The 12,410-nt window shown below is 64.4% G+C and carries 18 protein-coding genes; 12 read left to right on the forward strand and 6 right to left on the reverse strand.

What is annotated here, in order from left to right:
• Positions 1-50 precede the first annotated feature (50 nt).
• Entirely contained in the window at positions 51-323 is a 273-nt protein-coding gene (locus C443_RS09015; RefSeq protein ID WP_004963583.1) for an HAH_0734 family protein, read from the reverse strand.
• 185 nt (positions 324-508) lie between these two features.
• Here C443_RS09015 and C443_RS09020 point away from each other — a divergent pair, with 185 nt between their 5' ends.
• From C443_RS09020 to C443_RS09050, 7 genes are all read left to right on the forward strand, one after another.
• Positions 509-772 (forward strand): hypothetical protein, encoded by a 264-nt coding sequence (locus tag C443_RS09020; protein WP_005535755.1) that lies wholly within the window; start codon positions 509-511, stop codon positions 770-772.
• Between the two features lie 139 nt (positions 773-911).
• Positions 912-1,190: a 50S ribosomal protein L44e gene (locus C443_RS09025; protein ID WP_004593654.1), complete on the forward strand. Its 279-nt coding sequence runs from the start codon at positions 912-914 to the stop codon at positions 1,188-1,190.
• 2 nt (positions 1,191-1,192) lie between these two features.
• On the forward strand, positions 1,193-1,366 hold the full coding sequence (locus tag C443_RS09030; RefSeq protein ID WP_004963588.1) for a 30S ribosomal protein S27e: 174 nt from the start codon (positions 1,193-1,195) through the stop codon (positions 1,364-1,366).
• Position 1,367: 1 nt separating this feature from the next.
• Positions 1,368-2,168, forward strand: coding sequence for a translation initiation factor IF-2 subunit alpha (locus C443_RS09035; protein ID WP_005535756.1), 801 nt, complete (start codon positions 1,368-1,370; stop codon positions 2,166-2,168).
• Between the two features lie 30 nt (positions 2,169-2,198).
• Entirely contained in the window at positions 2,199-2,381 is a 183-nt protein-coding gene (locus C443_RS09040) for an RNA-protein complex protein Nop10 (protein ID WP_005535757.1), read from the forward strand.
• A gap of 5 nt (positions 2,382-2,386) precedes the next feature.
• On the forward strand, positions 2,387-3,145 hold the full coding sequence (locus C443_RS09045) for a proteasome assembly chaperone family protein (protein ID WP_005535758.1): 759 nt from the start codon (positions 2,387-2,389) through the stop codon (positions 3,143-3,145).
• A gap of 142 nt (positions 3,146-3,287) precedes the next feature.
• A complete protein-coding gene (locus C443_RS09050) occupies positions 3,288-3,911 on the forward strand; it encodes a J domain-containing protein (protein ID WP_005535760.1) in 624 nt (207 codons plus the stop codon).
• Between the two features lie 18 nt (positions 3,912-3,929).
• Here the strand turns inward: C443_RS09050 and C443_RS09055 are convergent, their stop codons facing one another.
• A complete protein-coding gene (locus C443_RS09055; protein WP_005535761.1) occupies positions 3,930-4,820 on the reverse strand; it encodes a universal stress protein in 891 nt (296 codons plus the stop codon).
• Positions 4,821-5,060: 240 nt separating this feature from the next.
• Between C443_RS09055 and C443_RS09060 the strand changes: the two genes are divergently transcribed.
• Complete coding sequence (locus C443_RS09060) at positions 5,061-5,480, forward strand: universal stress protein (protein WP_005535763.1); 420 nt, start codon at positions 5,061-5,063, stop codon at positions 5,478-5,480.
• A gap of 48 nt (positions 5,481-5,528) precedes the next feature.
• Here C443_RS09060 and C443_RS09065 read toward each other — a convergent pair whose 3' ends face one another.
• Both C443_RS09065 and C443_RS09070 read right to left on the reverse strand, forming a co-directional pair.
• Positions 5,529-6,542 carry an alcohol dehydrogenase catalytic domain-containing protein gene (locus C443_RS09065; protein ID WP_005535764.1) on the reverse strand — a complete coding sequence of 338 codons (1,014 nt, stop codon included), beginning with the start codon at positions 6,540-6,542 and terminating at the stop codon, positions 5,529-5,531.
• Between the two features lie 105 nt (positions 6,543-6,647).
• Positions 6,648-7,820, reverse strand: coding sequence for a threonine synthase (locus tag C443_RS09070; RefSeq protein ID WP_005535766.1), 1,173 nt, complete (start codon positions 7,818-7,820; stop codon positions 6,648-6,650).
• An 83-nt stretch (positions 7,821-7,903) separates the two neighbouring features.
• Here C443_RS09070 and C443_RS09075 point away from each other — a divergent pair, with 83 nt between their 5' ends.
• Positions 7,904-9,157, forward strand: a complete 1,254-nt coding sequence (locus tag C443_RS09075; RefSeq protein ID WP_005535768.1) for an NAD(P)/FAD-dependent oxidoreductase — start codon at positions 7,904-7,906, stop codon at positions 9,155-9,157.
• A gap of 38 nt (positions 9,158-9,195) precedes the next feature.
• Here the strand turns inward: C443_RS09075 and C443_RS21675 are convergent, their stop codons facing one another.
• Both C443_RS21675 and C443_RS09080 read right to left on the reverse strand, forming a co-directional pair.
• A complete protein-coding gene (locus C443_RS21675) occupies positions 9,196-9,351 on the reverse strand; it encodes a hypothetical protein (protein WP_004593663.1) in 156 nt (51 codons plus the stop codon).
• Positions 9,352-9,388: 37 nt separating this feature from the next.
• Positions 9,389-10,069, reverse strand: coding sequence for a metallophosphoesterase (locus tag C443_RS09080; protein ID WP_005535771.1), 681 nt, complete (start codon positions 10,067-10,069; stop codon positions 9,389-9,391).
• Between the two features lie 137 nt (positions 10,070-10,206).
• Between C443_RS09080 and C443_RS09085 the strand changes: the two genes are divergently transcribed.
• Genes C443_RS09085 through C443_RS09090 form a run of 3 tightly spaced genes read left to right on the forward strand, consistent with a single transcriptional unit; the run spans position 10,207 to position 12,395 of the window.
• Positions 10,207-10,974, forward strand: coding sequence for a DUF7839 domain-containing protein (locus tag C443_RS09085; protein ID WP_005535772.1), 768 nt, complete (start codon positions 10,207-10,209; stop codon positions 10,972-10,974).
• Positions 10,975-11,020: 46 nt separating this feature from the next.
• A complete protein-coding gene (locus C443_RS21680) occupies positions 11,021-11,176 on the forward strand; it encodes a hypothetical protein (RefSeq protein WP_005535773.1) in 156 nt (51 codons plus the stop codon).
• Positions 11,177-11,231: 55 nt separating this feature from the next.
• Positions 11,232-12,395 (forward strand): thiolase family protein, encoded by a 1,164-nt coding sequence (locus C443_RS09090; protein WP_005535774.1) that lies wholly within the window; start codon positions 11,232-11,234, stop codon positions 12,393-12,395.
• Positions 12,396-12,410: the final 15 nt, after the last annotated feature.

Raw genomic sequence — 12,410 nt, forward strand, 5'->3', positions numbered from 1 at the left:
GCGGGGTACTCTTGGCGAACAGCGAGTTTGCAGGGAACGATGCGGGCCGCTCAGGACTCGGCGTTCGGCGGGGCGCGCTCGCGGAGCACGGTGACGGCCTCAGCTTCGATGTCGTCCGTGTCCAGATGCATCGGAATGTATTCCTGAGTCTTGAACGTCTCTTCTTCGTCCTCCGAGCCGATAGTACACCAGAGCTGTGGCCGGTCCGGCCCGTGCCAGTCGCCCTGCCGCGAAACCGAGAACACCTCGTACTCCTCGTCCTCGTACTCGATGCGGCCGCCCTTTCGCAGCCCCGGGTCGCCGTGGATAATGAGCTTCTTCATGCCCGTTCCTTTGCCAACAGCGTACTTAGTGACTTCGAAGGCGAATGCGACACAGCACAGTAACCGACAGAGAGCGTCGAGGAATTACCTGTAACTAGAATGTCCTTATATTCTTACCGGTCGGGTCTAGATGCTTAACAGCCTGATAGCCGAGATTTATATATCCGGAATAGCGACAGTCATGTATGTTGAAACAACAGCAGCGGTCGTGCGAGCGGGTCTCAGTCGTCGTCAGCCCGATGGACGACGACGGACGGATGGAGCTCCGAGACGTCGAAGCCGACGAGACCTACGAAGTCGTTGACTACATCGACAGCGAACTGGCGACGAAGCTCCGGTCACTCTCTGCTGGTGAAGCGGTGAATCTTGAACTGCTTTCGGGTTCGGAGTCTGGTGTGTTCGGCGCAGTCCGAATCGAATCTAGTGGACCGTCAGCCCGGTTCCAGTAGCCGGAGCGGTGGTGGAACGCGGACGGACTGAGTATGGTGGTTAGTCACGCGGTAGGGACGGTACTGTGGGGCAGACAGCAGGTGCGAACCAAACGGGTTTTAAGCGGGCACGTCAAATCGCTCGGTAAGGCCGATATCTATGCAGATGCCACGACGATTCAATACGTACTGTCCGCACTGTAACGAGCACCAGGAACACGAGGTCGAGAAAGTCCGTAGCGGCCGTCAGACCGGCATGAAGTGGATCGACCGCCAGCGCGAGCGTAACTCCGGTATCGGGAACGACGGGAAGTTCTCGAAGGTCCCGGGTGGCGACAAGCCCACCAAGAAGACGGACCTCAAGTACCGCTGTGGCGAGTGTGGGAAGGCCCACCTCCGCGAAGGATGGCGCGCCGGCCGACTGGAGTTCCAGGAGTAACGATGGCAGGAAGCTTCATCACCGTCGAATGCCCCGACTGCGAGAACGAACAGAGTCTCTTCGAGAAGGCCGCGAGCGAAGTTTCGTGTGCCGTCTGTGGCCACACCATCGCCCGCCCGACGGGCGGCAAGGCCGATATCGAAGGCGAAGTGACCGCCGTCGTCGAGGCCCGATAGGATGAAATACAGCGGCTGGCCCGAACCGGGCGAACTCGTCGTCGGCAAGATCGACGAGATCGAAGACTTTGGCGTCTTCGTCGACCTCGACGAGTACGAGGGGAAGCGCGGCCTCTGTCACATCTCCGAGGTCGCCAGCGGATGGATCAAGAACGTCCGCGACCACGTCAACGAAGGGCAGACAGTCGTTGCCAAGGTACTTGACGTCGACGAGAGTGCCCAGCAGATCGACCTCTCAATCAAGGACGTCAACGACCACCAGCGAAAAGAGAAGATTCAGGAGTGGAAAAACGAGCAGAAGGCCGACAACTGGATGGAGCTGGCCTTCGGCGAGGATCTGGACGACGAGACGTACGCCGCCATCGCGAACGAGCTGTTGTCGGAGTTCGGCTCGATGTACGACGGGTTCGAGTCAGCGGCGATCCACGGCAAGGACGCCCTCGAAGACGTCGACCTCTCCGAAGAGGAGATCGACGCAATCGTCCAGACGGCCCGGAACAACGTCTCGGTGCCGTACGTGCAGGTCACCGGCTACGTCGACCTGTCCTGTCCCGAAAGCGACGGTGTCGACGTCATCAAGGAAGCGCTCCAGGCCGCGGAGGGCAACGGCGAGGTCCCCGACGAGATCGAACTCGAAGTGACCTACGTCGGCTCGCCCGAGTACCGCATTCAGGTGCAAGCGCCCGACTACAAGACCGCCGAAGACGCGCTCGAAGAGAGCGCTGACCGCGCCGCGAAGGTCGTCGAGCAACACGGTGGGTCTGGGCAGTTCCACCGCGAACGCAGCGAAGACGACGAATAAGCCGGTTGTCGCTCCAGTGATTCACCACCGATGAAATCGGATATCCACGTCTGTGCTGCCTGGGAGTCCGAACACGACCGGCCGGTGTACACGCTGGATGACACCTGTCCGGACTGCGGGGCCGAAGCGGTCAACAGCGCACCCGCACCGTTCTCTCCTGAAGACAGCTACGGCGAGTATCGACGTTCTCTTAAGCGCCGCCGCCGCGAATAAGCCGTATGGACGAATTCGACATCGAGCGCGTAGCGGACCCCGACCTCGACGAACCAGTGCTGGTCGAGGGGTTGCCCGGCGTCGGCCACGTCGGCAAACTCGCCGCAGAGCACCTGCTTGAGGAGCTCGAAAGCGAGCTCGTCCGCCGCGTCTACTCGACGCATTTCCCGCCACAGGTCAGCATCGACGACGGGCAGGCACAGCTCGCCTGTGCCGAGTTCCACGCCGTCACGCCCGAAGAGGGACAGGACCTGATCGTGCTCTCTGGAGACCACCAGGCCCAGAACAATCAGGGCCACTACGGCCTGACCGACACGTTCCTCGACATCGCCGACGAGTTTGGCGTCCAGCGGGTGTTCGCTCTCGGCGGTGTCCCGACCGGCGAACTCATTGAGGAGTACGACGTGCTCGGTGCGACGACGACCGAGGAGTTCAAGGAGACGCTGGAGGAGTCTGGCGTGGCCTTCCGCGAGGACGAGCCCGCGGGTGGCATTGTCGGCGTCTCCGGCCTACTGCTGGGCCTGAGCAAGCGACGGGACGTGCCGGCCAGTTGCCTCATGGGCGAAACGTCGGGCTATCTGGTCGACCCCAAGAGCGCACAGGCCGTCCTCGAAATCCTGCAGGACGTCATTGGGTTCGAGGTCGACTACAGTTCGCTGGAGGACCGTGCTGACGAGATGGAGGAAGTCGTCCGGAAGATCCAGGAGATGGAGCAGCAGAACTCCCCGTCGCCCGCCGACGAAGACCTCAGATACATCGGCTAAGACGGATTGTTATTCCTCGGTCGCAGTACTCGCTGACTACGGAGTTGTGTCAGCCAGAAGTGACAGACAGCAGTCCGCCCAGAGCAGTCACGTGTTACCGGAGAGCGGGAATTTCTTTACCACTGGGGCCTAACAGAGGGTCGTGCAGACACAACCGGGCGTCCTACCGGAGTGGCTGGTCCTTGGGCTCGTTTTAGGTGTCGTCGGGAGCCTCGTCGTCGCCGGTCTGTTCGTCCTCGCGAACCGTGTGTTTCCGGCCAAACGGCCGAACCGGCAGGCGACAGACGGCGGGGAGATGCGACGCCGGGCGGAACTCCGAGAGTATCTCACAGCCATCGACGAGCAGTTCGCCGAGAACCACTTCGTCGAGGGGCAACACGTCGCCTTCTATCTCCCCAAGCGGGACGTGGCAATCACGTTTGACGCCCGGGCGTACTACCGTATCGAGCGGTCGCCGACTATCCCCGTACTGGTCGAGCACGAGATGCCCGGCGTCTACCTCGGCGCGCGCCTGCCCTTCGAGACGCCCGAAGTCGACCTCGGCCCAGACCCTGAGGAGGAACCACACCCGACGGTGCAGGCGTTCAGCGAACTGGGCCTGACCCAGAGCGCGTCGCTGGACGACGTGAAATCGGCCTACCGAGAGCGCGTCAAGGAGGTCCACCCGGACCACGGTGGCAACGAGGACGAGTTCAAGCGTGTCCGGGAAGCGTACACCACTGCAAAACAGCACGCGTCTGGTGCGTCGAGACAGCGCGCATCGTAGGGAGAGACTGAACACCTGTCACTGCATCGGGACACAACAGACCGGGACAGCCGCATTACGAACAACTGTCTCGGTGACGCTTCCGGTCAGGTATCGCGTGAGGCCGGAGCGGCCGTGTGTTCCCATCGCGATGAGGTCGATATCGTGTTCCTCGCTGTAGGAGAGAATCGCGCGTGCAGCCGGGCCGCTTGCGATGTTGCCTGCGATACTGACGTCTGCGTCTCTGGCACGCTCATGGACCGTCTCGAGTGCCGCCTGGCCGGTTTGCTCAAGCGCGTCGTGAATCTCTGCTGACCCCTCAGCGCCGCCGAATCGACTCGTGTCGACAGAATAGACCGTGTGTATCGTTGCGTCAAACACCTCAGCTAGCGTGATTCCCCACTCGACCGCGAGTTCTGCCCCCTCGCTGCCGTCAGTCGGGAGGAGAATGTTCTCGTACAGGTGATCGCCGATTTCGACGATGTCCCCGTCCGGAGTTACCGTTACGATCGGGACATCGGCGGTGCGGAGCGTCTTTTCTGCAACACTCCCGAGGACTACCCGTTCGAACCCTGTCCGTCCTTGCGTCCCCATAACGATGAGATCGATGTCGCGAGCGTCGACGTAGTCGTTGATCGCTTGGAACGGGATCCCCGACTCGACGGCGGTCGTGATATGCCCAGAGAGATGTGCCCGGGCAAGTCTGGCGATGGAGTCCACCGCTCGTTCGGCCTCCGTTTCGAGGAGCCGCTCTCGCTCTGTCTGTCTATCAGCGTTCAGATCCGGCTCGATGTCACGGGCGTCAACCGCTGACAGTACGTGGAGGTCGGCACCGATTGTGGCAGCGAGGTTGATGCCTCGCCGGGCCCCTATCCGTGCCCCGTCACTGCCGTCGGTCGGCACGAGAATCGAGTTGATCGTTTGACTCATAGTCACGGTTTGACAGGCTATTGATTTAACACTACGTTCGATTCCCACCACACTGTTATAGAGTGAATTTGGGGCCCAGCCTGCGCTGCGTACGTGTACTGTATCTTGCATGCCTCGTTCAATGGCTGTCGTACCCGCCAGCAGCTGCCGGCGAGATAGAGAGTCGTTCACAGCCGATGGTAATAGGTTGTTGAAGCAAGCGCACCACCATTTTATCCACAGTCTGCCCGTAGTCGCGATATGATCGCACAGATTCTCGTTCCGATGGACGACTCGGAGATGGCCCAACAAGCGCTCAAGTACACCCTTGAAAACCATCCCGACGCGGAGATTACTGTCTTACACGTCGTGGGCGGACCCTCACCGTTGGGGGGAGCGGCCACCGCACTTGCTCTTGCAGATGACATCGAAGTGGCCGCCGAGGAGCGTGCGGAGAAGGTGTTCGACGACGCCCGCGAACTCGCTGCCGAGTACGATGCCGAAATAACCACCGAGGTGCAACTGGGACACCCCGCTCGGGCGATTTTGAACAGAGCCGGCGACTTCGATGCGGTCGTGCTCGGAACGCACGGTGGCTCGTTTGCCGATCGGCTGGTCGTCGGGAACGTCGCCCAGAAAGTGTTCCGTAACTCGCCTGTGCCAGTCATCATCGCACGGTGAGTGGCGGTCGCTGAGGGCAGGAAACACCCCTCGCGGGCTTAGGAGTGACTACGGCGTCACGACGAGCTTGCCGACGCTATCACGGTCCTGCATCGCCGCAAACGCCGCACCGGTCTCTTCGAGTGGGTACGTTGCATCGATTTCCGGGGAGAGTTCGCCGTCAGCGACGAGACCGACGAGCCGCTCTAGGTCGCCCTGTGTCCCCATCGTACTCCCGATGACGCGTTTGTGACCGAGGAACAGATCGGGAATATTGATCTCGGATGTGCCGCCGCCGGTCCGACCACAGACGGCCATCCGGCCACCGCGACGGAGAACATCCAGACCGACCTGCGTGTACTCACCACCGAGGTGATTAAGCACGCCATCGACCGTCCCAATATCGTCGACTGCCGCCCGAATCTCGTCCGGATCGGTGCTCTTGATAGCGTAGTCCAGACCGAGCGATTCGACGCGGTTTAGCTTCGCCGCTGAAGACGAGGTCCCGACGCTGTGAGCGCCGAGAACGGACGCGAGTTGCACGCCCGCGACACCGACGCCGCCGGTGACGCCCGGGATGAACACCAGATCACCCGGCCCGGCGTTGACTCGCCGGAGCATATGGAAGGCCGTCATGTAGGCCGTCGGAAGCGCGGCCGCGTCGACCGTCGCTACGCCGTCGGGGAGCCTGACGAGGCGGTCGGCCTGCACGCGGGCCGCCTCGGCGAGGCCACCGTGGTACAGCGAGAAGTTCTCACAGAGGTTCTCCGGTCCCTCGCGACAGTAGCGACACGTCCCGCAGGTTTCGTTCGGGCAGAGTACGACGCGGTCCCCGGGTTCGACACCTGTAACGCCATCGCCGACGGCGTCGACGGTCCCGGCAACGTCGAGGCCGCTGACAAACGGCAAGTCGTCCGTGTCGACCATCGCGGAATCCCCTTCGAGAACCCAGAGGTCGTGGCGGTTGATCGCACACGCTTCGACGGAGACCACCGCCTCGCCGCGTTCGGGTTCTGGGGTTGCTTGGTCAATAACCGAGACGCCGTCCGGGCCGGTGAGTTCGCTGAACGCTGCAACGCGCATTAGGTTCGTGAATGGGTCAGAGCCGTATAAACAACATCGAAGTGTGGGATACCTGCCTGATCGGCGGCAGTATCGGACCCGCTCTCGGGTCTGCCGCCCGAATTCTCAGATGCCCTGGCTCATGAGGTGGCTGCGCAGCAGGTCCGCCTCCTTGCTACCGGCGACAGGATTTACCAGGACGACGACATCGTCATCGTCGAGGGCCCCATCGTCAGCCAGCGCCCGCGCGCCGGCGATTGCCGTCCCACCGGTCGCACCGGTTTCCGGACCCATCTCGCAGCCGTCGACCGCGCCGGCCAGAATGTCCTTGTCAGAGACAGCGACGCCGTCGCCGCCCGAACGGTCGAGCGAGTCAAGTGCCGCAGCGCCAGCGGCAGGATCGGGGACTTCAAGCGGACCGACGATGGTGTCGGGGTGCTCGATAGTCGCCGGTTCGCTTGCGCCCTCGCTCGCGGCATCAGCGATGGCGGCCGTCGAGTCGGGCTGTGCGGCGTAGATTCGCGGCGTCGAGTCCGTGAGGCCGCTCTCGGCTGCCGCCCGGAAACCGTGTTCGAGACCGACGAGCGTCTCGCCGTGGCCGGTGGGGTGGACCACCGCGTCGGGGGCCGTCCAGTCGAGGTCGTCGGCCGTCTCGAACGCGACGGATTTGGCACCCTCGATGCGGAACGGGTGGCCGGGCGCGACCGAAACCCAGCCGTCGGACGCGTCGGCCAGTTCCTCGTCAGACACCGAGACGGCGTCGTCATACCGGCCCTCAACGACGCGCATGTCGCCGCCGTGGACGTTCACCATCGCCTTGTTGAGGAACGGACAGCGTGAGGGGACGAAGCCCTTCGAGTCGATGCCGGCGCGGGCCGCGTAGGCGGCGTTGGCCTGTGCGCCGTTCCCCGTCGACGGTGTCGCGACGCGCTCGGCTCCGCGCTGAGCGGCAGCGGTGACAGCGAGCGAAAGTTTGCGGTCGCCCAGCGAGGCCGTCGGATTGCGCCCCTCGTCTTTGACGTACACCGAGTCGACGCCGAGTTCGTCGGCCAGCTCCGGCACCGGAACCAGCGGTGTCGCCCCTTCGCTGAGTGTTACCGTTGCGTCACCCGAGAACGGCCGAAGCGGCTCGTACCGGCTCGGTCCCGTCGCATCGGGCAGTGCTGCGGGCGTCAGGTCCGGAACGTCGTAGTCACCGACGAGAACCGCGCCACAGTCGGGACAGCGGTCGGCCGTGCTGTCGGTTTCCGCGCCACACGCCGTGCAGATGAGGCCGCGAAACGCCGCAGTCGTCTCCATGTCTTTCTCTGTGGACGGGACAACCAAGTGTGGTCCGGTCCCGCTTCAGCACCCTCTTGTCCCGGGCGCTCGAATTGGAGAGTATGACAGACGTCGTCGTCGCCGGCGGGGGACTCGCCGGGCTGGTCGCCGCCCGCCACCTGGCGGAGTCGGGTCGGGACGTGACAGTGTTCGAGCAGCGCTCGGACGTGGGCGGTCGCGTCCGGACAGCCCACGAGGACGGCTACACGTTCGACCGCGGGTTTCAGGTCATGTTCACCGCCTATCCCGCGGCGAAGCGGGAACTCGACATCGAGGCGCTGGCTCCGCGGACGTTCACGCCGGGGGCCACCATCGCCAGCCCGAACCACCGCTCGGTGCTGTCGGACCCGCTCCGGAATCCCTCCGCCGCACCGCAGACGCTGCTCAATACCGACGTGCGCACAGCCGACAAGCTCCGGCTGTTCCGACTCCAGCGCGAACTGGCCGGCGTCGAACCGGTCGAACTGCTCTCTCGGGGTGGAACGACCATCCGGGAATACCTCGCTGACTACGGATTTTCAAAGCGGTTCGTCGAGCGGTTCGCCGCACCCTTTTACGGCGGCATCACGCTCGACCGCTCACTGGGCACGGATAGCAGCATCTTCGAGTACACCTACAAGATGCTGAGCGAAGGCGAGATATTCGTCCCCGCCGACGGGATGCAGGCGATGCCGCGACAGCTCGCCGACCGCGCTCGCTCGGCGGGCGCGACCATCGAAACCGACGCGCCCGTGACAGAGCTGGAGACCCACGAGGGAGAGGTTACTGCCGAGGTAGGCAGCGAAACAGTGACGGCCGAAAGTGCCGTCGTCGCGACGGACCCGCAAACGGCGGCGGAGCTGACGGATATCGATGCGATTCCGACCGAGCCCGTCGGCTGTGTCACCCAGTACTTCGCACTCCCGACGAACCGCGCCCCGACGACCGGACAGCGCATCATCCTCAACGCGGCGGACGACCGACCGAACACCGTCGCGCCGCTGTCGGCGGTCGCCAGCGAGTACGCGCCCGCTGGGATGGAGCTATACAGCGCCACGTTCCTCGGAACGCCCGAAGAAGACGACGTGGAACTGGCCGCTGAAGTCCGGGCGGCGCTGCAGTCGTGGTATCCGAGCGCGAGCTTCGAGGCGCTGGAGTTGCTCCGGACCGACCGCGTCCCGCTCTCGCAGTTCGCTCAGCCGCCGGGGTATCGGGACGCGCTCCCGGACCCGACAGCGCCAGAGGGCAACGCCGTCCTGGCGGGCGACTACACCCGCTGGTCGGCGATACAGGGTGCGCTGGAAAGCGGAAAGGTCGCCGCCGATCTGCTTGGATAAGAGAAACGCCGATACGACTCCAGAAGAGGACCGGCGGCCTATGCGGCCGGACCGCCGCTATTCGTGTTTCCCTCCTGTTCGTGCCCCTCTCCTTCGAGGACCTCAGAGACGTACTTTATCGTCGCGAAGTACAGCAGCAGTAGCGAGAGCAGCGTAATCGCGATGAGACCCAGCGCGATTTCTGTCTGAACCATATTCCAGCGTCCACCGTCGCGGGTCAAATACTTACCGTTATAGCATGCGGCGGAACTCACCCAGCGGCGGGAACGACAGCGTCTCGCGCCCGCTCTCGTCCCAGACCACCGGCTCCAGTCGGTCGGCGTCGGTGATCAGCGGGGACTGGAAGTCGCTGGCCCGCATCTCGTTGACCTCGACGCCGGCGTTCAGCCTGTTGAACGACGGGAGCATCACCACGTCGCTGCCGCGGTATTGACCGCTGCCGACGAGGTAGCAGGGTTGGCGTTGGCCCTCGATGCTGATCGTCGGATGGTCGTGTCCAACGACGTAGCGCTCAGCATCAACGTCGGGTGCCTCGTGGCCGTGGCAGACCACGGTATCGCCGGTCCGGTGTGTCGTCTCGGTCGGGCCGTCCCACACGCTATCGAGCATCGTGTCGTGGTTGCCCGGCGTCACAAGCAGGCGTGCCCCGGCCGCCTGACAGGCGCTTTTGAGCCCTGCCACGGTACTCTCGACCGACCGGGGAACCGTCTGGAACGAGTGGAGCAGGTCGCCGGCGACGACGACCTCCTCGGGGTCGTGGCGCTCGACGAGCGACTGGAACCGCTGGACCATGTCCGAACCGGACCCGACCGGGAGTTCGAGGTTCCCGCCGGTGCCCCGGCCGACGTGGAGATCCGCGACGACGAGTGTCTTCCCAAGCAGAAGCGCTCGGTCGTCGTAGCTGGCTGTCATCGCCGTTCAGTCGGCACCGGCGAGGCTTATATTGTCGGTCACGGCGGCGGGCCACGTCGCGGGCGGCCAGTCCACAGCCGATTATCTCGCCTGACAGTGTCGGTGGTATTTTTACCTGCGACTCCCGTGACTCCTGTATGGTCGACGTCCTGGAGAACAAGCGGGCCGCGACGCGGTTTCGGGTCCTCGTGGAGATTGCCGAGCGCCAGCCCGCAGTGAGTCAGGGCGAAATCGCCGACGCCGTCGGCGTGACGAGCCAGGCCGTCAGTGAGTACATCCGCGAACTCGTCGACGACGGCCTCGTCGAAAAAGAGGGGCGGTCGCGCTACCGCGTCACCAAGGAGGGCGTCGACTGGGTGTTCCAGTCCGCGACCGACGTCCGCCGGTTCGCCGACCACGTCACCGACGACGTGCTCGGGAGCGTGCAGGAGGACGCCGCTATCGCCACGGCAGATCTGGCGGAAGGCGAGACGGTGACGCTCTCGCTATCGGACGGACTGTTGCACGCCGACCCCGGCGGCGGCGACGCGACGGGCGTGACGACGACCAGCGCCGCGGAGGGCGAAGTCGTCGGCGTCACCGGCTTCGAGGGCGTCATCGACCTCGACCCCGGCCACGTCAGCGTGATACAGGTCCCGCCGGTCCGGTCGGGGCCGGTCGAGAATATCGACGACATCGCCGCGGCCTGTGCGGATGTCCCTATTGTTACCGCCGCGGGCGTCGAGTCCGTCGTTGCGCTCCGCGATGCCGGCATCGAACCGACGACACATTTCGCGGCGGGCGAGGTGGCCGCCGCCGCCGCATCGCGGGGACTCGATGCCGTCGTCGTCGCAACACAGGACACCGTCGGGCGCGTGACCGACGCGCTTCGCGACGCGAGCGTCGACTACGACGTGACGCAGTGACCCGCGAGTAGCGGGACTTTTCCGGTCGGCTGCCATCGGGATAGCCATGAGCGACCACGAGATGCATGACGCCATCGAGGCATTCCTAAACGAAGCCGACGACGCCTACGGCGAGTACGAGCAGGGCTACACCGACGCTGATGCGACGCTGCGGCGACTGGAAACGGCTATCGAGGAACTGCGGACGGCAGCCAAGGAGTAGGACGCCGTCCATCGTCGGGCGAACAGTATTGTAGGATTGGGTTCATGTAGCCCGTATGACGGATGTGGTTCTGGTCGACGGCGCACGCACCGCACACGGTGAACTGCTGGGCGGGCTCTCGGGGCGGACAGCGGTGGATCTGGGCAGGGCGACCGTGGAGGGACTGCTCAATCGGACCAGCGTCGACGAAGACAGTGTCGACTGGGTCGGCCTCGGAAACGCGGTACAGGCGGGCGTTGGCCAGGTCCCGGCCAGACAGGTCGTCGTCGAGTCACCACTTCCAGACGACGTCGCCGCGACGACGCTGAACGAGGCGTCGGGGTCGGGGCTGCGGGCGATCACGACCGCCGCCGACCGCATCGAAGCCGGGCAGGCGTCGGTGTGTCTCGCGGGTGGCATGGAGTCGATGTCGAACGCGCCGTATCTCGTTCCGGACATGCGTGGTGGTCGCCGGCACGGGAACAGCGAACTCGTCGACGCGATGATCTGGGACTCACTGTGGGACAAACACTACGACGCGCACATGGGCACGCTGACGGAGGAAATTGCCGCCGAACACGACATTAGCCGCGAGGCCCAAGACGAGTACGCTCGGCGGAGCAACCATCGGGCCGGCGAGGCCATCCAGTCTGGGAAGTTCACCGAGGAACTCGTCCCAGTGGAAACGGCTGACGGCCTCGTGACCGAGGACGAGGGACCGCGGCCGAATACGACAGTAGACCAGCTGGCGGCGCTCCCGCCGGCATTTGCGGACGGGGGCACGATCACCGCCGGCAACGCCTCGAAGCTCTCCGATGGCTCGGGAGCGGTGGTGCTGGCCGACGCCGAGACGGTCGAACGCGATGGACTGGGACCGATGGCCCATGTCGAGGACTACGCGGTTGCCTACCGCGACCCGTCGGAGTTCTCCATCGCGGTTCGGGACGTCGTCGCAAAGCTGCTGGAGCGCAACGACCTCGCCGTCGCCGACGTGGATCACTTCGAACTCAACGAAGCGTTCGCCGCACAGATGGTGTACGTCGCCGACGAACTCGACATCCCCGCCGAGAAACACAACCCACTCGGCGGCGCGGTGGCGCTCGGGCATCCTATCGGAGCCAGCGGCGGTATCCTCACGACCACGATGCTGTACGCGATGGAGCGAGCGGATCATCACCGCGGCATCGTGGGGATGAGCGTCGGCGGTGGCGGCGCGATTGCGATGTCCGTGGTCCGGTAAGCCCCGCCAGCGACG

Source organism: Haloarcula argentinensis DSM 12282 (assembly GCA_000336895.1).
In the GTDB taxonomy this organism is placed as follows: domain Archaea; phylum Halobacteriota; class Halobacteria; order Halobacteriales; family Haloarculaceae; genus Haloarcula; species Haloarcula argentinensis.